Origin of the sequence: Amycolatopsis sp. CA-128772 (genome assembly GCF_002904295.1) — a bacterium.
Lineage (GTDB): Bacteria > Actinomycetota > Actinomycetes > Mycobacteriales > Pseudonocardiaceae > Amycolatopsis.
This window is the reverse complement of record NZ_PPHG01000091.1, coordinates 1-18,198: the sequence shown is the minus strand read 5'-3', so window position 1 is coordinate 18,198 and position 18,198 is coordinate 1. Positions and strand designations below refer to the sequence as shown.

Genomic DNA, 18,198 nt, shown 5'->3' with positions numbered 1-18,198 from the left:
CCAGTTCGGGGGACCGGTGCCCCCGGGAATCTCAGGGCCGCAGGAACCGCCGCAGGTGGGCGACGGTTTCCTCGGGTTGTTCCTCGGGCAGGAAGTGGCCGCACTCGGCGAGGGCCTCGCCGGTGACGTCGTTCGCGTACTCCCGCCAGATATCCAGCGTGGGGAGCGTGCCGAGCAGGCCGTTCGCGCCCCAGAGCGCGAGAAGCGGCTGGGTGACGCGCTTTCCGGCGGCGAATTCGGCGTCGTCGAGCTCGGCGTCGTCGGGGAAGGAGGCGCGGTAGTCGTCGAAGCCGGCCCGGAGCGCGCCCGGCTGGGAGAAGGCGCGGACGTACTCGGCCTGCGCGTCGGCGTCAAGGGCGTGGCGCTGGTAGGTCCAGCGCTCGAAGAAGTAACCGAGGTAGCCGGCGATGTTCTGGCCGGCGAGCAGTTCCGGCAGGTCGGGCTGCAGGTGGAAGAGCCAGTGCCAGTACGCCTTGGCGATGCCGGCGTCGAGGCGCTGCCACATGGCGCGGGTGGGCGCGATGTCGAGCACGGCGAGGCGTTCGACCTGGTCCGGGCGGTCGAGGGCCCAGCGGTGGGCGACGCGGCCGCCGCGGTCGTGGCCGACGACGGCGGTGGTGGCGAATCCGAGGTGGTCGGCGAGCGCGGCGACGTCGGCGGCCATCGTGCGCTTGTCGTAGCCGGTGCCCGGTTTGTCGGTGCGGCCGTAGCCGCGCAGGTCGGGGGCGATCACGGTGTGGGCCTCGGCGAGCGGCGCGAAGACCTTGTGCCAGCAGTGCGACGTCTGCGGCCAGCCGTGCAGCAGGAACAGCGGCGGGCCGTCACCGGCGCGGAGGTAGTGCACGCGGATGCCGTTCACGGTGGCCATGTTGTCTAACCGGTTCATAGGGTTAGACGGTAGCGCTGCTTCTAACTGTCTTCAAGGGTTAGCATGACGGCATGGAATGGGTCTTCGACGGCGGACGGCCGTGTCTCGACCTCGTCAACACGATGCGCAGCCGGCACGAGGACGGCGTGGAGCTGCTGACCGGCCCGGACGCGCTGGCGGAGTGGCTCTCGCTGGCGGGGCTGACGACGGGGCCGGTCCCGGTGACGGCGGGCAACGTGCTGGCGGCGAAGGCACTGCGGGAGGCGATCGACCGGGTGCTGCTGCCGCCCGAGGAGCTGTCGAGGATGGACGTCGAGCTGGTCAACAACGCGGCGGCCTCGGCACCCGCGCCCCCACCGCGGCTGGCGTTGGCGGGCGGCACCCTGCGGCGAGAGGTCCCGGCCCCGAAGGACCCGGTGGCGGTGGCGTTCGCGGCCCTGGCCGCGGACGCGATCGACCTGGCCACGAGCGACGCGGAGGTCCGAGTGTGCGCGGCGGACGACTGCGGCCTCCGGTTCTGCGACGCCTCACCCCGCCGCAACCGCCAGTGGTGCGCAATGTCCCGCTGCGGCAACCGAGCCAAGGCCCGCGCCCACTACGCCCGCACCGGTCCACAGGCAAGGCGAGATGTGGACAACCCGGCTTAGCACACTCCCCGGCCGCCGGTTTTGTCATGGGCGGCCGATACGCTGGACCCGGGGGGCGCCCCCGTGGGCTCCCACCCGAGGCTGACCACGCCGCCAGCCCCGCCCACGACGCGAAATGACCCTGCAATCACGCGAGATGACCCTGCAATCACGCGAGATGACCCCTCAATCACGCGAGATGACCCCTCAATCACGCGAGATGCCCCGCCCATCACGCTCAACCCGGCCTAGCACCCGGCCCATCCTCCCGCACCAGCGCCCGGTACACCCGCGGGTGCGCGCGGAACCACACGTTGAGCTTCCCGACCCACCGCATCGGCGCCGTCCGCAGCCATGCCGGAGTGAGCCTGCCCGCCGCCCGCACGCACCCGGCGAACCGCGTGAACCGCCGCTGGTCCGCGTCCGTCCATTGTAGACCGAGAACATCCCGTAGCGGAGGCGGCAACGTCGCCCGGATCAGGAACACCTGTCCCCGCTGCACCAGCCGCCACCACGGATCCGGCAGCCACGACACCGGCTTCGGCACCGTCCGGAACGTCTCGAGCAGCGTCTCGATCGTCGGGTTCGGCGTGAAACCCGCCACCATCGCCTCGTAATACCGCTCGAAAGCCGCCCAGTCCGGTGGCATGTCGCGCTCCCGGACGCCGAGCAGGCGGCCGATTCCGCGCATCTGCGCGTAGTACTCCGTAAACTCCACATCGGACAAAGGCACGCCGAAAAACCGTTGTGCGTCAACCGGAGCCTTCACCAGTGTTGCGTGCACCCACGCGTACGCCGCCGGGGTCAGGGCGCTGTAGCGCCGTCCGTCCGCCAGGCCCGTGAACGACCGGTGCAGGGACCGCAACCGCGCCGCTTCCACCTGTGCGCCCGCCGTGCCGCCGTACACGTAGATCGACAGCGACGCGACCGTGCGCATCAGGCGCGTCCAGGGATCCGATGTGTAGTCCGAATGGTCCCGCACGCCCGCCGCGACGACCGGGTGCGCCACCTGCAGCACCAGGACCTGTCCGGCCAGTAGCGCGTCGCGGACGTCGCCGAAGTACCGCCACGCCGCCGTGCCGCGGACGACCGGCGGTGCCATCAAGCGCCGCGGATCAGCATCATCAGGGGCTCGGCCACCGGCGTGTTCGTCTCGCCCGTCGCCAGCCGGCGCAGCTGCAGCCCGGCGATCAGCGCCACCACCGGTCCGGCCAGCCGTTGCGGCTCCGGGACGCCCAACGCCGCCAGGATCGTCACCGCCAGCTCGTCGTACGCCGCGAAGCAGCGCGAAGAAGCTTCGTGCAGCTCCGGGTCCCGTGCGGACTGCAGGTACAGCTCGTGCGCGCCGAGCTCGTCGGCGCCGAACGGCAGCTGCGCGATCACGTGCTCCACCACCGAGGCCGCCTGTTCGACCGAAAGACCCTCCGACCGGTAGCCGTCGACGATCGCGCCGAGTTTCGCCGTCTCCTCCTCGACGAACAGCAGCATCGCTTCGCGCAGCAACGCCGTCTGGCTGGGGAAGTGGTAGGTCAGCGTGCCGAGGGAGACGCCGGCGGCCGCGACGATCCGGCGGTTCGTCAGCCCGCCGACCCCGTGCTCGCCGACGACGGTCAGCGCGCCGCGCAGGATGGCCTCCCGGGTGCTTACCAGCTTGTCTCGGGATGCCGCTCCGGCCACCGTTCGACCTCTTCCAGTTGCGCGGCGAGGGAAATCAGCCGCTCCTCGGCGTGCGACGGGCCGAGCAGCTGCGCGCCGAGCGGCAGCCCGTCCGCCGTCTGCCCGGCCGGCACGTTGACCCCCGGCCAGCCCAGCACGTTCCACGGCCAAGCGTACGGGCAGGCGGCGATCATGGCCTGGTCGGTCTCCCAGCCGGACAGCCCGTCGAACGTGCCGATCGGCGGCGGCGGGGTCGCCGTCGTCGGCGTCAGGAGCACGTCGACGCGGCCGAACACCGAGCCGATCCGCCGGTGCAGGCCCGGCTCAAGGGCCCGCGCCAGCCGCAGCGCGGGCCCGGCCAGCAGGCGGCCGTGACCGGCGTTGCTGCGGGTGCGCGGGTCGAGCCCGGTCCGGTCGGGCACCCGCAGCGCCCAGTCGCGGACGCCGGTCAGCGAGCGCGGCAGGAACGTCAGCCCGATCAGCCCGTAGTCCGGCTCGACCTCGACGATCTCGTGGCCCAGCCCGGCCAGGGACTCGGCGAGCCGCCGCACGTTCCCTTCGACGACCGGGTCGAGCCGGGTCTTGGTGGCGGTGAACGGGATCCGCGTCGACAGCCCGATCCGCAGCCGGCCGGGCTCGCGGGCCGCGGCGGTCCGGAAGGTGGCGCCGGTCGCGGCGACGACGTCCAGCAGCAGGGCGGCGTCCTCGACGGTCCGGGCCAGCGGGCCGAGCACGGTCAGGCCGTGGAACAGCTCGCCGCCGGTCGGGATCCGCCCGCGCTGGGTCTTGACGCCGACCAGTCCGGTCCACGCGGCGGGGATGCGCACCGAACCGGCGCCGTCGGACCCGAGCGCGGCCGCGATGACCCCCGACGCCACCGCGGCCGCGCTCCCGCCCGAAGAACCCCCGGGGGTGTGGCCGGGGTGCCACGGGTTGCGCGTCACGCCGAAGGCCGGGCCTTCGGTGAACGGCCACTGGCCCAGCTCGGGGGTGTTCGTCTTGCCGATGATCACCGCGCCGGCCTCGCGCAGCAGCGCGACGACGGGTGCGTCGGACGTCGCGACCGGGAACTCGCCCAGGCAGCCGAAGGACGTCGGCAGGCCGGTGAGGTCGACGTCGTCCTTGATCGCGATCGGGACGCCGAGCAGCGGCGCGCGCTCGCCGGCCTTCAGACGCCGGTCGGCGTCCGCAGCCTCGGCGAGGGCGTCGTCGTCGCGCAGGTAGCGGAAGGCGTTGAGGGTGCGCTGGCTCGCGTGTGCGCGCCCGAGCGCGGCCGCGGTCAGCTCGGCGGACGTGACTTCACCGGCGGCGAGCTGCGCGGCCTGGGCGGCGAGGCCCGTGAAGTCGAGGCTCGTAGCGGTCATGGCGGCCCCCGAAGGTTCTCGTTCGTTCGAACGAACGTTACCGGATACCGGCGGTTTCCGGCCACCCTTGCGGCAGACTGGCTCCCATGACGTTCGACTTCGCCGGCTTCCCCGACGCCGCACTGGCCGCGATCCCCCGCGTCGACCTCGGCGGCTGGCCGACCCCGCTGCAGGCGGCCCCCCGGCTCGGCGAAGCGCTCGGCCTGCGGAACCTCCTGCTCAAGCGCGACGACGTGCACCCGCTCGGCGCCGGCGGCAACAAGCTCCGCAAGCTCGAGTACCACCTCGGCGCCGCGCGGGCGGCCGGCGCGGACACCGTGATCACCTTCGGCGCGCTCCAGACCAACCACGGCCGGCAGACCGCCGCCGCGTGCGCGAAGCTGGGCCTGCGCTGCGAACTCGTCCTCACGGCCAAGGTCCCGCGCGACGGCGAGGCGTACGAACGCGGCGGCAACATCCCCCTCGACAAGCTCTTCGGCGCGACCGTGCACGTCTGCGCCGACGGCGAAGAGACCGGCCGCACCTACGACCGCCTGGTCGCCGAAGCCGCCGCCGACGGCCGGAAGGTCGCCACCATCCCGGTCGGCGGCTCCAGCGACCTCGGCGCGCTCGGCTACGTCCGTGCCACCTACGAACTCGCGAAACAGCTGGAAGAACGCGGCATCGAGCGCGCCCACCTGGTCGTTCCGCACGCCAGCGGCGGCACCGCAGCCGGTGTGACGCTGGCTGCCGGGCTCCTCGGCGGCCTCGGCGTCGGCATCGCCTGCGTCAGCCACCCGCTCGACGAGGCCACGGAGAACCTCCACGACCTCGTCGGCGGCGCGGCCAAGCTCCTCGGCGTCGAACCGCCGCCGTTCACGCACGCGAGGCTCGGCGACTCCACCCTCGGCCCCGGCTACGGCATCCCGACCGAGGCGGTGTGGGCCGCCTTACGGCTCTTCGGGCGCACGGAGGGCGTGGTGCTCGAGCCGGTCTACACCGGCAAGGTGGCCGCCGCGCTGGTCGAGTGGGCCGGCCACTTCGCCCCGGACGACCACGTGGTGTTCCTGCACACCGGCGGGATGCCCGGCCTGTACGGCTACGCGCCCGAATTCGCGGCCGCCGTCGAAAGCTGACTCCAGCCGGGTCGCCAGCCACAGCAGCGTGCCCAGCAACGCGATGTCGGCGAGCAGCAGCAGCCGCTGCATGACGCCGATCGGGAAGACGCCGGAGATCTCGTGGAACGGCTCGATCCCGGCCTCGCTCAGCCGCACGAACACGAAGCTCAAGGCGAACAGCGCGAACGCCCCCGCGGTCAGCCGGATCGCCTTGACCAGCGCGACCCGTTCTGGCCGGCCCCGCAGCGGCTCCAGCAGCGAGATCGCCGCGCCGGGCAGGCTGCAGAAGGCCACCAGGCACGCGTAGAGGTGGATTTCGCCGCTGACCGGGTCCGGCGCCTCGGGGTAGCTCGCCGGGAAGACCGCCGCCGCGGCCAGCCCGAGCGCCCACAGCGCGAGCAGCAGCCGGGTGGTCCGCGACAGCGGCACCCCGGCGACCTGCAGCGCACCGAGCACCGCGAGCGACCCGATGGCCAGCGAGAGCACGCTCGCCGCGAGCATCCCCTCGCCGCGGTCGGTCACGGTGTAGCTCGACAGCGTGTCGTACACCGGGTTGTGCGAGCTGACGATGTGCAGCACCACGGCGGTGAACAGCCCCCACCCGATCGCACCCAGCGCGACGAGCCGCCACGGTCTGGTGCGTTTCCCCTGTTCGGTCCCCATGCCGTCCAGGTTCTCGGAGAACGGCACGCCCGTGATCAGGGAAGACCCTGAATTCCCCCGGAGGTGAAGTCGACCAGGACGAGCGCCTGGTCGTCGTGGCGCTTCGGGCGGGGCCAGCGTTCGCCGTCCGGATCCTGCTTCTCCGCGGTGCGGACGGCGGCCAGCACGGCGTCGGGCCCGTCGGCGCGGGCGGTCGCCAGCACCTCGGGCCAGCCGAAGAGCTCGTACTGGTCGACGCCGATGGAGACACCGTCGCTGGCGAGCAGGACGGCGTCGACGCCGGCCCGCGGCCAGCTGCGCCGGACCGCGTGCGCGGCGGCGCCCGGATCGGCTTCGGCGACCCAGAAGCCGTCGTGGGCGTTGCGCCGCCGCCGGACGTCGGCGCCGGTCTGGAGCATCCCGCGCCGCCGCAGCCGGGCGAGCCGGTCGTCCGAGACGACGTCGACCCCGAAGCCGCCGAAGCCGATCACCGGGCTGTCGGCCAGCACGAGCGCGTCGACGCGTTCGTCGAGCCAGCGCACGGCGGCGACCGTGCTGGACGGCGACTGCTGCGGGCGCAGGCGGTTTTCCGCGGTCACCGCGGCGATCGCGCGGGTCAGGACGCCGGTCAGGTCGGCTTCGGGGGCCGCGCGCAGGTCGTCGGCGAGGCGCCGGGCGAGCCGTTCGGCGTACCAGCCGCCCGGGGGTTGGGTGGGGTCGGAGGAGGTGGCGCCGTCGAGGACCAGGACCGCGTTGTCCAGCACGACGACGTGGTCCTCGGTCGGGCGCGGGTGGCCGTCCGCGCCCACCCCGGCCCGTTCGGCGATCGCGATCTCGGGCATCACCCGACTGTACGTCGCCCGTCCGGCGGCTTCGCGCTGAGCGTGTCAACCAGAGTTGACACGCTCCGAATGTCAACGTAAGTTGACAGGCATGACCGAAGCAACGGACCTGGCCGCCCGGGCCGGTGACCGCGATCCCCGGGTGGGACTGCGCGCGGTCGCCGCGCTCCGGCGGCTGCTGGAACAACTGGAGGCCGTGCAGGTGCGCAGCGCGCGGGTGCACGGCTGGTCGTGGCAGGAGATCGCCGCCGAGCTGGGGGTCAGCCGGCAGGCCGTGCACAAGAAGTACGGGAGGCACTGATGTTCGAGAGGTTCACCACGGACGCGCGGATGGCCGTCGTGGAGGCGCAGATCGTGGCGCGGGAGTCCGGCTCGGTCGAGATCGGCCCGGCGCACCTGCTGGCCGGGCTGGTCAAGGCGGACGTCCCGCTGCTCACCGCGCTGGGCGTCGCCACCGACGACATCGCCGCGGAGCTGGCGCGCACCCGGCGCCGCGGCGGGGTCAGCGACGCCGACGCGGAGGCGCTGACCGAGTTCGGCATCGACGTCGAGCAGATCGTCGAACGCGTCGAGCAGACCCACGGCGAGGGCGCCCTCGCCGGGCGGCTGGGCCCGGCCAAGCGCGGGCACATCCCGTTCACCACGCAGTCGAAGAAGACCCTGGAGCTGAGCCTCAAGGAGGCGGTCCGGCTGGGGGACCGGCAGCTCGGCCAGGAGCACATCCTGCTCGCGCTGGCCCAGCAGCGAGGCACCGAAGAGGTGCTGGCCCGGCACGGTGCCGACTACGCGACGCTGCGCCGGGTCGTTCAGGAACGCAAGGCCGGCTGACGCTCGCGCCAGACGACCAGCGGCAGCAGCGCCTGGGTCAGCGGGCCGATCGCGAGGGCGTAGAGCACGGTGCCCACCCCGACCGTCCCGCCGAGGAAGAAACCGCCGACGACCACGGTGACCTCGATCCCGGTGCGCACCAGCCGGACCGACCGGCCGGTGCGCGCCGCGAGCCCGGTCATCAGGCCGTCGCGGGCGCCCGGGCCCAGCCGGGCGCCGACGTAGGTGGCGGTCGCGAAGCCGTTCAGCGCGACCCCGCCCGCCAGCAGCGCGATCTGCCAGCCGAGGTCGTGGGCGTCCGGGAGGACCGCCCGGACCAGGTCGACGGTCACCGAAATGACCACGACGTTCGCGACCGTGCCGATCCCGGGCCGCTGGCGCAGCGGGATCCACAGCAGCAGCACGGCCACCGAGATCACGCCCGTCGCCGTGCCGAAGGTCAGGCCGGTGTGCTTCATGACGCCTTCGGCGAGCACCCCCCACGGCTCGAGGCCCAGGTGCGCCCGGGTGAGCATGGCGACGCTGGTGCCGTAGAGGGCGAGCCCGGCGAGCAGCTGGACGCTGCGCCGGGCGGGGTCACGGGTGATCCGGACGGGCCGGAGGTCGATCTGAGCCACGTGCCCACTATTGACCGCAAGTGGCCCGGCAAACCATAGCCAATTCTGTAATATTGGCCTGATGGAACCGCTGATCCCGCTGGGTGGACGCATCTCCGGTCCGCGATTGGCCGTCATGCTGGGCTCGTGGCGGCAGGGTGGCTCCCGGCAGGGGGCGGCGGACCTGGCCGCGGCCATCGAACTGCAGGTGCTGGACGGCCAGCTCCCGCTCGGCACCCGGCTGCCCGCCGAGCGCGAGCTGGCCGACGCGCTCGGCGCGAGCCGGACGCTGATCGGCGCGGCCCTGGACCGGCTGCGCGAGAGCGGGTTCGTTGCCAGCCGCCGGGGCGCCGGTTCGTGGATCGCCGCGCCCGGCCGGCGTCGCCGGGACACGGTCGTGCCGGCCGGGGACGACCTGATCGACTTCGCCCACGCGTCGCCGTCGGCGCCGCCCGGGATGGTCGCGGCGGTCGACGCGGCCCGCTGCGCCCTCGTCGACCACCTCGGACAGCACGGCTACCAGGAGCGCGGCCTGCTGGGCCTGCGGGAGAAGATCGCCCGGCGCTACACCGAGCGCGGGCTGCCGACGACGGCCGCGCAGGTCATGGTCACCAACGGCGCCCACCACGCGTTCGTGCTGGTGCTGCGGATGCTGACCGGCCCGGGCGACCGGGTGCTGGTCGAGCAGCCGACCTACCCGAACGCCCTCGAAGCGATCCGCGCCGCGCACGCCATCCCGGTGCCGGTCGCGCTCGACCCGACCGGCGCCCGCAGCTGGGACATCGCCGGCATCGACGCGGCCCTGCGCCAGGCGTCACCGCGGCTGGCCTACCTCGTGGTCGACTTCCAGAACCCGACCGGCCTGCGCCTGGACGCCGAGGGCCGCGACCGCCTCGGCGCGGTGCTCGCCCGGGCCCGGACGCCGGTGGTCGTCGACGAGACGCTGGTCGAGCTGGACCTGGAGGGCGACCCGCTGGCCGGGCCACCGCCGCTGGCCGCGTTCGCCGGTGACCTGGCGATCTGCGTCGGCTCGGCGTCGAAGTCGCACTGGGGTGGCCTGCGGCTGGGCTGGATCCGGGCGTCGGAAGACCTGCTCGGCCGGCTGGTCTCGGCGCGCTACGCGGTCGACCTCGGCTCGCCGGTCTTCGAGCAGGTCGTGTTTTCGGAGCTGCTGGAGGCCGACGGCTGGGCGGCGCTGGCCCGGCGTCGCGCGGAGCTGCGCGACCACCGGGACGTGCTGGCGGACGCGGTGCGGGAGCACCTGCCGGACTGGACGTTCGCGTCGCCGAAGGGCGGTCTGTCGCTGTGGTGCCGCATGCCGGAACCGGTGAGTTCGCGGCTGGCCGTGGCGGCGGCGAGCCACGGGATCCAAGTCGCGCCGGGCTCACGCTTCGGCGTCCACGGCGGCCTGGAGCGCTGGATCCGCCTGCCGTTCGCGCTGCCGCCGGAGAAGATCCGCGAAGCGATCCGCCGGCTGAGCGCGGCGGCCGCGTCGGTCCGGGCGACGCCGGCGTCGCTGGACGCGCCCATCGCGTAAAAAAACGAACCGGTGCGCTGGATGCGAGCCTGCTCCCAGGGATGGGCGGCGTTCGGGTGCATCCAGCGCACCGGTTCGTTGTTCCACACACCCGCTCACGGACGTGACCCCGTTCGCGGGTACCGCGGCTTCCCGGCACAGCCCCTCGACGTGCCGGGAAGCCAGCGGCTCAGGTGCGCTCTCGGTACTGCGAGTCCTCGCTCGGCGCGGTGAGCAAGGGCTCCCGGAGCGCGCCCGGTGTGGGTCCCGGCGTCGCGGGGGCAGCGCGACGCCGGGACCGGGATCCGACCCGGCCGGGCGCGGTCGGCCGGTCGGAAAGACTGGGGTTTCGCATGGGTATCGCCCCTGGGGGTACGTCGGACGCGCGTAGGCGTCGCGAGACGTGAAAGAACCACGGATCACGTACTGGAGCAGGGGATTCGTCACGCCTCATCGGCGTGCGGGCACGCGCAAACGATCTTGTTTTGGGCGCACTTGTCCCCGGCTGCCCGGGTCGGGGTCAGTCCGGGGAGGTGGTCGGCAGGGCGGCTTCCCGCCCGGCGCCGTCGACCTCGTGGTCGCGGCTGGTGCCGATCAGCTTGAGCTGGGTGGTGGTGACGTCGTCGGTGCGGACGGCGAACGCGTGGCGGGCGCCGCCGGGGCCGTCGTGGCCGGAGGTGGCGGTCGGGGCCGGCGCGCTCGGCGCGGTGGTGCCGCCGGGCAGGCCGGGCGTGGAGTCGCCGCCACCGCCGGTGGCGTGGGTGCCGGAGTCGCGCGGCTGCTCCTGGACCGCCGGCAGCGATCCGGCGTGCCGGACGGCCGGGTGCGCGAGCGCGACCCGCGTGACCTGCGGCTGGTCCGCCGTGGTGGCGGTCGCGGCGGTCTCCGTGGTGGTGACCGGCGCCGGGGCGACGACCGCCGTCGCGACCGGCACGGTCGTGGTGACGCCGCCGGCGTTCGAGTTGCCGCCGAGCACCGGGCCCAGCACGTCGTCGAGGGGCAGCAGCACGGGCGCGTTCGGGTTGCCCGCGGGCGGCTGGGTCAGCGGCGCGAGCACGGTGTGGGAGAGCGTGTCCGTCACGGTGCCGAGCGTGTCCGTGACGGTGGAGAGCGTGCTGCCGACCACGTCCAGGACACCGCCGACGAGCCCGCCGACCAGGCCACCGCCGGTCGCCGAGGTGTCCTTTGTGGTCTCGGCGGTGGGCCGGACGGTGCTGCTGAGCGCGTTGAGGGTGCCGCCGACCAGGCCGTTGACCAGGCCGCCGGAGGAGGTGGCCTTCGTGGTGGCGGCCGGCTCGGTGTCCTCTGTGGTCTCGGTGGTGCCGCTGACCTCGGCGGTGCCGGCCGCCTTCGGCGCCGGGGTGTCCTTTGTGGTCTCCGCCGGCTGCGTCTGCGCGGCGGCTGGTGGCTCGGCCGAGTCGGCCGTGTCGGCCTTCGGCTGCACCGGGCACGCGGCGACGTCGGTCTGGTGGTGGTGGTTCTTGTGGTGCCGGCCCAGCAGAAGGGGCTTGGCGGCATGGTCCACAGTGGAGGCGACGGGCACTTCGGGGCACGTCGGCGCTTCGGCGGCCGACGCGGTGCTGCCGGTCAGGGCGGCGCCGAGCAGCCAGCCCGCCAGCGTGAGGCCACCGGCGAACAGGATCTTGGCGGCGGGGCGCTGCAGCGAGGCCGCCCACGGACGCGGTGCGCGTACGCGCGCGTATGAAGGAGTTTCACCCGCGGTGAGCGCAGGCCGAGCGGGGGCGCCGCGGCGCACGTACGCCGTGCTGCTCACCGCCACCACCACCGTCCGCGCCTGAGGCTCTCGCGTCGAGCCTGTTGTTGCTGGGGTCTTTCTCCGGCCAGGTCGCAGTTCCCCCGGGGCTGCCCTCTTTCTAGCACCGCTCGGGAGTCTTTCATCTCTCCCGCGCCGGATCCAGCCCGTAAGCCGGAACGGCCCTACCGGGCAAGGCATCTGCGGCCGACAAGTTGATCACTCTCAGTGCCGTTCGGGTGCTTCCCTGCGGCCATTCGGAGGAGTGGTGCAATTTGCAGCCGACCGGGTTGACCTGATGTTTCGCGGACGATGCTCGCGATGCGTACCGGTTCGGTTCCGTTCCGTGCGGGCATAGCGGTTTCGGCCGGGTGACCGGAAATACGTCCGGGATGTGGGACGCCCACTGGGCCGAACGGGTTCCGCGCGCGGCTTCGGTTGTGCTGCGCCGAAACGGTTCCCGCGCGCGGTTCCGGAATCCGGCTGCGGTCAGTGATCGCGAAGGGGGTCTCCGGGCGTCGCCGGAGGACGTCGGACACGGCGAACAGCCGGCAGGCGGAGGGGCGCGCCGCGGACGGTCTCGCGACCGTCGCAGCCGTCGCGGACTGGGGTCACCTCAATTGCGGAGCGTGACGACGTGCGGCGGCAAGTGGTGGACGGCCGTGGGGTGCGTCCCGGCGTCGTGGCGCTCCCGCCACGACGGCCCTCGCCCCCGTGCCGGCCCGGAACGGCCCGTGACCGGCTTACCCAGCCGGACCGCGGTCGTCAGACCAGTTTGCGCAATCGGGTGATGGCCTCGTCGATCACTTCGTTGCGCTTGCAGAACGCGAAACGCAGCAGGTGTTTCCACTCGTCCGGGTGATCGGTGAAGACCTTCACCGGCACCGCCGCGACCCCCACCCGGCCCGGCAGCTCCCACGCCAGGTCGGCGGCGTCGGCGAACCCGAGCGGCCGCACGTCGACGCAGACGAAGTAGGTGCCCGCGGTCGGCCGCACGGCGAACCCCGCGTCCGCCAGCCCGGCCGACAGCCGGTCCCGCTTCTCCTGCAGCGACGCGCGCAGGCCGTTCACCCAGGGCAGCTCGTGGTCGAGGGCGTGCGCGACGGCCGGCTGCAGCGGCCCGCCCGAGACGAAGGTGATGAACTGCTTCGCCGCCTTCACCGCGGCGACGAGCTCCGGCGTCGAGCAGACCCAGCCGATCTTCCAGCCGGTGCAGTTGAACGTCTTGCCCGCGCTCGAGATGCTCACCGTCCGCGGCCGCATGCCGGGCAGCGTGACCAGCGGGATGTGCTCGGCGTCGTCGAAGACCAGGTGCTCGTAGACCTCGTCGCAGATCGCGATCAGGTCGTGCTCGACGCACAGCGCGGCCAGCGCCGCCAGCTCGTCGCGGGTGAACACGGTCCCGGTCGGGTTGTGCGGCGAATTGACCAAAATCGCCCGGGTCCGCGGCGTGACCGCGGCGCGCAGGCCGTCGACGTCGAGGCCGAGCCGGCCGTCCGGGCCCTCGACCAGGCCGACGACCCGCCGCTCGGCCCCGGCCATGGCGACCGCGGCGGCGTAGGAGTCGTAGTACGGCTCGATGACGATGACCTCGTCGCCGGGCTCGGTCAGCGCGAGCAGGGTCGCCGCGATGGCCTCGGTCGCGCCCGCGGTGACCAGGATCTCCGTGTCCGGGTCGTACTCGGTGCCGTAGCGCCGCCGGTGCCGCGCGATCGCGGCCCGCAGCTCCGGCCGCCCGGGCCCCGGCGGGTACTGGTTCGCGCCCCCGAACAGCGCGTTCTTGGCCGCGTCGAGCATGCCGGCCGGGCCGTCGGTGTCCGGGAAGCCCTGGCCGAGGTTGACGGCGTCGTGCCGGACGGCCAGCGCGGTCATCTCGGCGAAGATGGTCGAGGTGAACGGCCGGAGGCGGGGGACGAGAGCAGGTTCGCGCACGATCAGCCATCCTCACGGACAATGGCGATGTGGAGCAACTGACCCCCGCGAAGGTGACGCCCGCCGACCCACCGGGCGGCGCGGCCGGCGAAGAGGAAAAGCGGCGTGCGCTGCGCAAGATGAAGCTCGTCGCGCTGTCGTTCCTGCTCGGCGCCACGCTCGTGTTCCTGCTGGCCAGCTGGGCGCAGGCGAGCGGCTGGCCGGGCTGGGTCGGCTACGTGCGGGCCGCCGCCGAAGCCGGCATGGTCGGCGCGCTGGCCGACTGGTTCGCCGTCACGGCCCTGTTCCGGCACCCGCTCGGGCTGAAGATCCCGCACACGGCGATCATCCCGAACAAGAAGGACGCGCTGGGCAACAGCCTCGGCGACTTCGTCGGCTCGAACTTCCTGTCCGAGGAGGTCGTGCGCGACAAGCTCAAGCGCGTCGAGATCGCGCGGCGCCTCGGCGGCTGGCTGGCCGAGGAGGAGAACGCCGAGCGCGTGACGTCCGAGCTGGCCACGGTGGTCCGGGCGGCCGTTCGCGTCCTCCGGGACGAGGACGTGCAGGCGATCATGGAGCAGGCCGTCGCACGCCGGATCATCGACAAGCCGTGGGGGCCGCCCCTGGGCAAGATCCTGCAGGGCGTGTTCGCCGACGGCGCGCACCACAAGCTCGTGGACCTGATGTGCGACCGCGCGTACGAGTGGGTCCGCGACAACCACACGACGATGCTGCGCGTGGTCTCGGACCGGGCGCCGAGCTGGTCGCCGAAGTTCGTCGACGAGATGCTCGCCGACAAGGTCTACGGCGAGGTGCTGTCCTTCGCGTGGGCGGTGAAGACCGACGTCAACCACCCGATGCGGCTGGCGCTGGACAAGTTCCTCGGCGAGTTCGCCCAGGACCTGCAGACCAACCCGGACGTGATGGCCCGCGCCGAGCAGGTCAAGGGCCAGATCGTGCACCACGAGGAGGTGCAGCGGCTGATCGGCTCGGCGTGGAGCACGGCGAAGGAGATGCTGCTGACCGCGGCCGAGGACCCGTCGAGCGAACTGCGCCGGCGCGTCCGGCTCGGGCTCACCTCGCTCGGGCAGCGGCTGATCACCGACGACCAGCTGCGCGCGAAGGCCGACGGCTGGGTCGAGGGGGCCGCCGCGTACCTCGTGAAGAACTACTCACGGGAGATCACCACGATCATCACCGACACGGTCGAGCGGTGGGACGCGGAGGAGACGTCCCGCAAGATCGAGCTCCAGGTGGGCCGTGACCTGCAGTTCATCCGGATCAACGGCACGGTCGTCGGCGCGCTCGCCGGGCTCGTCATCTACGCCGTGGCGGAGCTGCTGTTCTGACGGCCGAGTCATATACCACACCCGGGGGAGCTTCAAACCAGTTGTCCACAGGAAGCTGAGTTATCCCCGGGGTTATCCACAACTTTTCACGGTGATGGCCTAACGGCTGTCCACAACGTGTGGGGGCGGGGCCGTCCGCAGCGCGGATATGTGGTGCTTCGTCCCCAAGTTGTCCACAGCCGATCGAGGGTCCGCCGCTCGAATGACGACTTCTCAGCCCGCCGCGGCCCGGGCCCGCCAGCCGCGCGCCTTCTCGCGGTTGCCGCAGACGCGCATCGAGCACCACGTGCGCGAGCGGTTGCGCGACTCGTCGTAGAACGCCCAGAGGCAGGTGTCGGCGGGGCAGATCTTCAGCCGGATCCAGTCGCCGCGCACGACCAGCCGCGCGCAGGCGGCGAACACCGCGCCGACGACGTCGTCCGCGACGAGCGCCGGCCCGTCGGCGGTCAGCGAGATCCGGGTGCCGACGTTGACGGTGCTGTCGCTGCCGTGGGGCAGCCGCGGGTCGCCGATCGCCGCGCGCAGGGCGTCCCGCGCCGCGCGCGCTTCGGCGGCCGGATTCCCCGCCAGCCCGTGCGCGGCCGCCCACTCGTGCCACTGCCCGGGATCTTCGAGCAGGTCGGTGCCCTCTTCGACGTTGACCGTGTTGAGGAACTCCACCACGAGGGAGGCGTCGGTGTGCACTTACCGAGTGTACGGCGGTTGCCTCCTGGCGTACTAACCCACATAATCCCTTTACTGGTTACTCATGATCGAAGGGAGCGACGATGAGTGCGGTACCGACCCTGGGTGTGGTGGCCCTCGACTGCCCCGACCCGGTGGCGCTGGCGGAGTTCTACCGTTCGGTGCTGGAGTGGGCGGCGCCCGAGGTGGCCGAGGACGGGCACTGGGTGACGCTGGCGAACCCGGCCGGTGGCGCGGGCATCGCGTTCCAGCGGGTCCCCGACTACCGGCCGCCGGCGTGGCCGTCCGCGGACAACCCGCAGCAGCTGCACCTGGACCTGAACGTCACGGACCTGGAAGCGGCGCACGAGCGCGTGCTCGGCCTGGGGGCCAAGCTGCTCGACGACGAGCCCGAGACGTTTCGCGTCTACGCCGATCCGGTGGGGCACCCGTTCTGCCTCTGCGCCTGCTGAGGAGTTTTTGCGTAGGCTCGGCGGTGTGATTTGTCCGAAGTGTCAGAACCAGATGCGGACCGTGGACAAGAACGGCATCCACATCGACCAGTGCGACGGCTGCCGCGGGATCTTCCTGGACCGCGGCGAGCTCGAGGCGATCGTCGGTGCGGAGAGCTCGTTCTACGGTCAGCAGCCGCCGCCGTACCAGGGCGGTCACGGCCGTCCCGACTCGCCGCGGCCCTACCGCGGCGGCTACCAGGACTCGCCGCGGCCGCATCGCGGGTACTCGGACTCGCCGCGGCCGTACCGCGGTGGCTACGCGGACTCGCCCCGGCCGCACCGCGGGTATTCGGACTCGCCGCGGCCGTACGGGCACGGCCACCGCAAGCGCAGCTTCCTCGAGAACCTGTTCGACTGAGATGAGCCTCGACCTGCGGATCTGCCGGGCGTGCGGCGAGCTGGCCGACCGCCCGGCCGTCGCGGGCAGCGTCGTCACGTGCCCGAAGTGCGGGCACGAGCGGCCGTTCCGGAAGCTGCCCCTGTTCGCGCTGACCGGCCCGAGCGGCGCCGGGAAGTCGACGATGGGACCGCTGCTGGCCGAGCGGTTCGCCGGCGACGTCGTGCTGCTGGAGCAGGACGTCCTGTGGATCAACGCCCTGCGCGACGACGTCGGGACGTTCCGCTCGGTCTGGCTGCGGATGGCGGCGATGGTGCAGCAGAACGGCCGCCCGGTCGTGCTGTGCGGCACGGTGGCGCCGCCGGAGTTCGAGCCGCTGCCGGAGCGCGCGTTCTTCAGCGACATCCACTACCTGGCGCTGGTCGGCTCGCCGGAGTCGCTTCGGGCCCGGCTGCGTGCGCGGCCGGCGTGGCGCGAGTGGGACGAGCCGCGGATCGAGGAGATGCTGGAGTTCAACGACTGGCTCCGGACGTCGGCCCCCGGCCTCGGCGTCGACCTCTTCGACACCACGGAGGCGTCCCCGGAGGAGACGGCCGACCACGTGGAGCGGTGGATCCGCGCGCGGCTGCCCTAGGTGTGATGTCCAGGGAGGTTGGTCAGCCGGGTGACCGGCGGCTTGCCGCCGGTTGAGCTGTGGGGTCGGTGATGATTGTAGAAGTGCAGCCAGCTCGGTAACGCCGCCCGCCGCAGTGTCTCCGTCGGGTAGAAGCAGGCGTAGGCCCACCCGTCGGCCAGAGTCCGGTGGAACCGTTCGATCTTGCCATTGGTCTGCGGCCGGTAAGGCCGGGTCCGTTTCGGGGTGATCCCCAGCTCGGCGCAGGTGTCGCACCAAGCGTGCGAGCGGTAGGCCGACCCGTTGTCGGACAGGACGCGTTCGACGGTGACGCCCAGCCCGGCGAACCAGGTAACCGCGCGCTGGGGCACCGCGGTGGCGGTGGCAGCGGTCTCATCGGCGTGGATCTCGGCGTAGGCGACACGGGAATGGTCGTCGATCACCGTGTGCACGAACGCGACCCCGATCTTGGGGTTGCGGTAGGCGTTGCGGGGCTTGCCCGGGGTCGCGGCCCGGTTGCGGTCGCCTTGGGCCCGGCCCACGAACCGGTGCCCGCCGCCATTGGGGATGTTGCCGAACTTGGTGACATCGACATGCAGCAGCGAACCGGGGTGGTCGTGCTCGTAGCGGCGCAGCGGTTCGCCGGTGACCCGGTCGATGCGGGACAGGCGGTTGATCCGGCAGCGCACCAGCACCGCGTGCACCGTCGAGGCGGGCAGGCCGAGCCGGCCGCCGATCTGCACCGGCCCGAGCCGCATGCGCCACCGCAACCGCACGATCGCGCGGACCAGGTGCTCGGGTGTGCGGGCAGGGCTGCGATGCGGGCGTGAGCTGCGATCCGCCATCCCAGCTGCGCCTTCGGCGCGGTAGCGCTCGGCCCATTTGCGAGCGGTCCTGGCGGCGACCATGAACATCTTCGCCGCTGCGGTACAGGTCCAGCCCTGCTCGACGATCAGACGCGCCAGCCGCAGCCGGGTGCGTGGGGTCAGGGTGGCGTTAGGGTGGGACACGAAGGCCTCCGG

19 protein-coding genes and 1 pseudogene are annotated in these 18,198 nt (G+C 72.7%); 9 read left to right on the top strand and 11 right to left on the bottom strand.

The genetic code is table 11. The features are described 5' to 3' along the window. Positions 1-31: 31 nt before the first annotated feature. The gene (locus C2L59_RS40540) at positions 32-886 is read right to left on the bottom strand and encodes an alpha/beta fold hydrolase (RefSeq protein ID WP_103354896.1); all 855 of its coding nucleotides are present in this window, start codon (positions 884-886) and stop codon (positions 32-34) included. Positions 887-939: 53 nt separating this feature from the next. Between C2L59_RS40540 and C2L59_RS40535 the strand changes: the two genes are divergently transcribed. Next, positions 940-1,515, top strand: coding sequence for an ABATE domain-containing protein (locus tag C2L59_RS40535; protein ID WP_103354895.1), 576 nt, complete (start codon positions 940-942; stop codon positions 1,513-1,515). A gap of 217 nt (positions 1,516-1,732) precedes the next feature. Here C2L59_RS40535 and C2L59_RS40530 read toward each other — a convergent pair whose 3' ends face one another. Genes C2L59_RS40530 through C2L59_RS40520 form a run of 3 tightly spaced genes read right to left on the bottom strand, consistent with a single transcriptional unit; the run spans position 1,733 to position 4,514 of the window. Further along, positions 1,733-2,596, bottom strand: a complete 864-nt coding sequence (locus C2L59_RS40530; RefSeq protein WP_103354894.1) for an oxygenase MpaB family protein — start codon at positions 2,594-2,596, stop codon at positions 1,733-1,735. Then, entirely contained in the window at positions 2,596-3,171 is a 576-nt protein-coding gene (locus C2L59_RS40525) for a TetR/AcrR family transcriptional regulator (RefSeq protein WP_103354893.1), read from the bottom strand. The genes C2L59_RS40530 and C2L59_RS40525 overlap by 1 nt, the downstream gene beginning before the upstream one ends. Beyond that, positions 3,138-4,514, bottom strand: coding sequence for an amidase (locus C2L59_RS40520; protein WP_103354892.1), 1,377 nt, complete (start codon positions 4,512-4,514; stop codon positions 3,138-3,140). Before C2L59_RS40520 ends, C2L59_RS40525 begins: the two co-directional genes overlap by 34 nt. 86 nt (positions 4,515-4,600) lie before the next feature. On the opposite strand from C2L59_RS40520, the gene C2L59_RS40515 reads away from it, so the two are divergent. Then, on the top strand, positions 4,601-5,629 hold the full coding sequence (locus C2L59_RS40515; RefSeq protein ID WP_103354891.1) for a D-cysteine desulfhydrase family protein: 1,029 nt from the start codon (positions 4,601-4,603) through the stop codon (positions 5,627-5,629). Between the two features lie 78 nt (positions 5,630-5,707). Here the strand turns inward: C2L59_RS40515 and C2L59_RS40510 are convergent. Both C2L59_RS40510 and C2L59_RS40505 read right to left on the bottom strand, forming a co-directional pair. Continuing rightward, positions 5,708-6,274 (bottom strand): annotated as a pseudogene (locus C2L59_RS40510) (DUF998 domain-containing protein); the annotation flags it as partial. Positions 6,275-6,309: 35 nt separating this feature from the next. Beyond that, positions 6,310-7,095 (bottom strand): hypothetical protein, encoded by a 786-nt coding sequence (locus tag C2L59_RS40505; protein ID WP_199199582.1) that lies wholly within the window; start codon positions 7,093-7,095, stop codon positions 6,310-6,312. A gap of 91 nt (positions 7,096-7,186) precedes the next feature. On the opposite strand from C2L59_RS40505, the gene C2L59_RS40500 reads away from it, so the two are divergent. After that, positions 7,187-7,396 carry a sigma factor-like helix-turn-helix DNA-binding protein gene (locus tag C2L59_RS40500; RefSeq protein WP_004559389.1) on the top strand — a complete coding sequence of 70 codons (210 nt, stop codon included), beginning with the start codon at positions 7,187-7,189 and terminating at the stop codon, positions 7,394-7,396. Continuing rightward, positions 7,396-7,923: a Clp protease N-terminal domain-containing protein gene (locus tag C2L59_RS40495; RefSeq protein WP_103354889.1), complete on the top strand. Its 528-nt coding sequence runs from the start codon at positions 7,396-7,398 to the stop codon at positions 7,921-7,923. Before C2L59_RS40500 ends, C2L59_RS40495 begins: the two co-directional genes overlap by 1 nt. Here the strand turns inward: C2L59_RS40495 and C2L59_RS40490 are convergent. Continuing rightward, positions 7,902-8,540, bottom strand: coding sequence for a YitT family protein (locus C2L59_RS40490; protein ID WP_103354888.1), 639 nt, complete (start codon positions 8,538-8,540; stop codon positions 7,902-7,904). The genes C2L59_RS40495 and C2L59_RS40490 overlap by 22 nt on opposite strands. A gap of 61 nt (positions 8,541-8,601) precedes the next feature. Between C2L59_RS40490 and C2L59_RS40485 the strand changes: the two genes are divergently transcribed. Next, positions 8,602-10,056, top strand: a complete 1,455-nt coding sequence (locus tag C2L59_RS40485) for a PLP-dependent aminotransferase family protein (protein ID WP_199199580.1) — start codon at positions 8,602-8,604, stop codon at positions 10,054-10,056. Positions 10,057-10,555: 499 nt separating this feature from the next. Here C2L59_RS40485 and C2L59_RS40480 read toward each other — a convergent pair whose 3' ends face one another. Together C2L59_RS40480 and C2L59_RS40475 are read right to left on the bottom strand one after the other, a co-directional pair. Continuing rightward, the gene (locus tag C2L59_RS40480; protein ID WP_233223965.1) at positions 10,556-11,809 is read right to left on the bottom strand and encodes a hypothetical protein; all 1,254 of its coding nucleotides are present in this window, start codon (positions 11,807-11,809) and stop codon (positions 10,556-10,558) included. A 744-nt stretch (positions 11,810-12,553) separates the two neighbouring features. Beyond that, the gene (locus C2L59_RS40475) at positions 12,554-13,720 is read right to left on the bottom strand and encodes a pyridoxal phosphate-dependent aminotransferase (RefSeq protein WP_103354886.1); all 1,167 of its coding nucleotides are present in this window, start codon (positions 13,718-13,720) and stop codon (positions 12,554-12,556) included. 29 nt (positions 13,721-13,749) lie between these two features. On the opposite strand from C2L59_RS40475, the gene C2L59_RS40470 reads away from it, so the two are divergent. Beyond that, positions 13,750-15,048 (top strand): DUF445 domain-containing protein, encoded by a 1,299-nt coding sequence (locus C2L59_RS40470; protein WP_103354885.1) that lies wholly within the window; start codon positions 13,750-13,752, stop codon positions 15,046-15,048. 213 nt (positions 15,049-15,261) lie between these two features. On the opposite strand, the gene C2L59_RS40465 is transcribed toward C2L59_RS40470, so the two are convergent. Beyond that, positions 15,262-15,732: a CGNR zinc finger domain-containing protein gene (locus tag C2L59_RS40465; protein ID WP_103354884.1), complete on the bottom strand. Its 471-nt coding sequence runs from the start codon at positions 15,730-15,732 to the stop codon at positions 15,262-15,264. Positions 15,733-15,815: 83 nt separating this feature from the next. On the opposite strand from C2L59_RS40465, the gene C2L59_RS40460 reads away from it, so the two are divergent. The 3 genes from C2L59_RS40460 to C2L59_RS40450 are packed head-to-tail and all read left to right on the top strand — an operon-like array spanning position 15,816 to position 17,197. Continuing rightward, a complete protein-coding gene (locus tag C2L59_RS40460; RefSeq protein ID WP_103354883.1) occupies positions 15,816-16,184 on the top strand; it encodes a VOC family protein in 369 nt (122 codons plus the stop codon). 28 nt (positions 16,185-16,212) lie between these two features. Continuing rightward, positions 16,213-16,584, top strand: coding sequence for a zf-TFIIB domain-containing protein (locus C2L59_RS40455; RefSeq protein ID WP_255410339.1), 372 nt, complete (start codon positions 16,213-16,215; stop codon positions 16,582-16,584). Between the two features lies 1 nt (position 16,585). Continuing rightward, positions 16,586-17,197 (top strand): AAA family ATPase, encoded by a 612-nt coding sequence (locus C2L59_RS40450; RefSeq protein ID WP_103354881.1) that lies wholly within the window; start codon positions 16,586-16,588, stop codon positions 17,195-17,197. On the opposite strand, the gene C2L59_RS40445 is transcribed toward C2L59_RS40450, so the two are convergent. Next, entirely contained in the window at positions 17,194-18,186 is a 993-nt protein-coding gene (locus C2L59_RS40445) for an IS481 family transposase (protein ID WP_103355026.1), read from the bottom strand. The two genes, C2L59_RS40450 and C2L59_RS40445, sit on opposite strands and share 4 nt — an antisense overlap. Positions 18,187-18,198 lie beyond the last annotated feature (12 nt).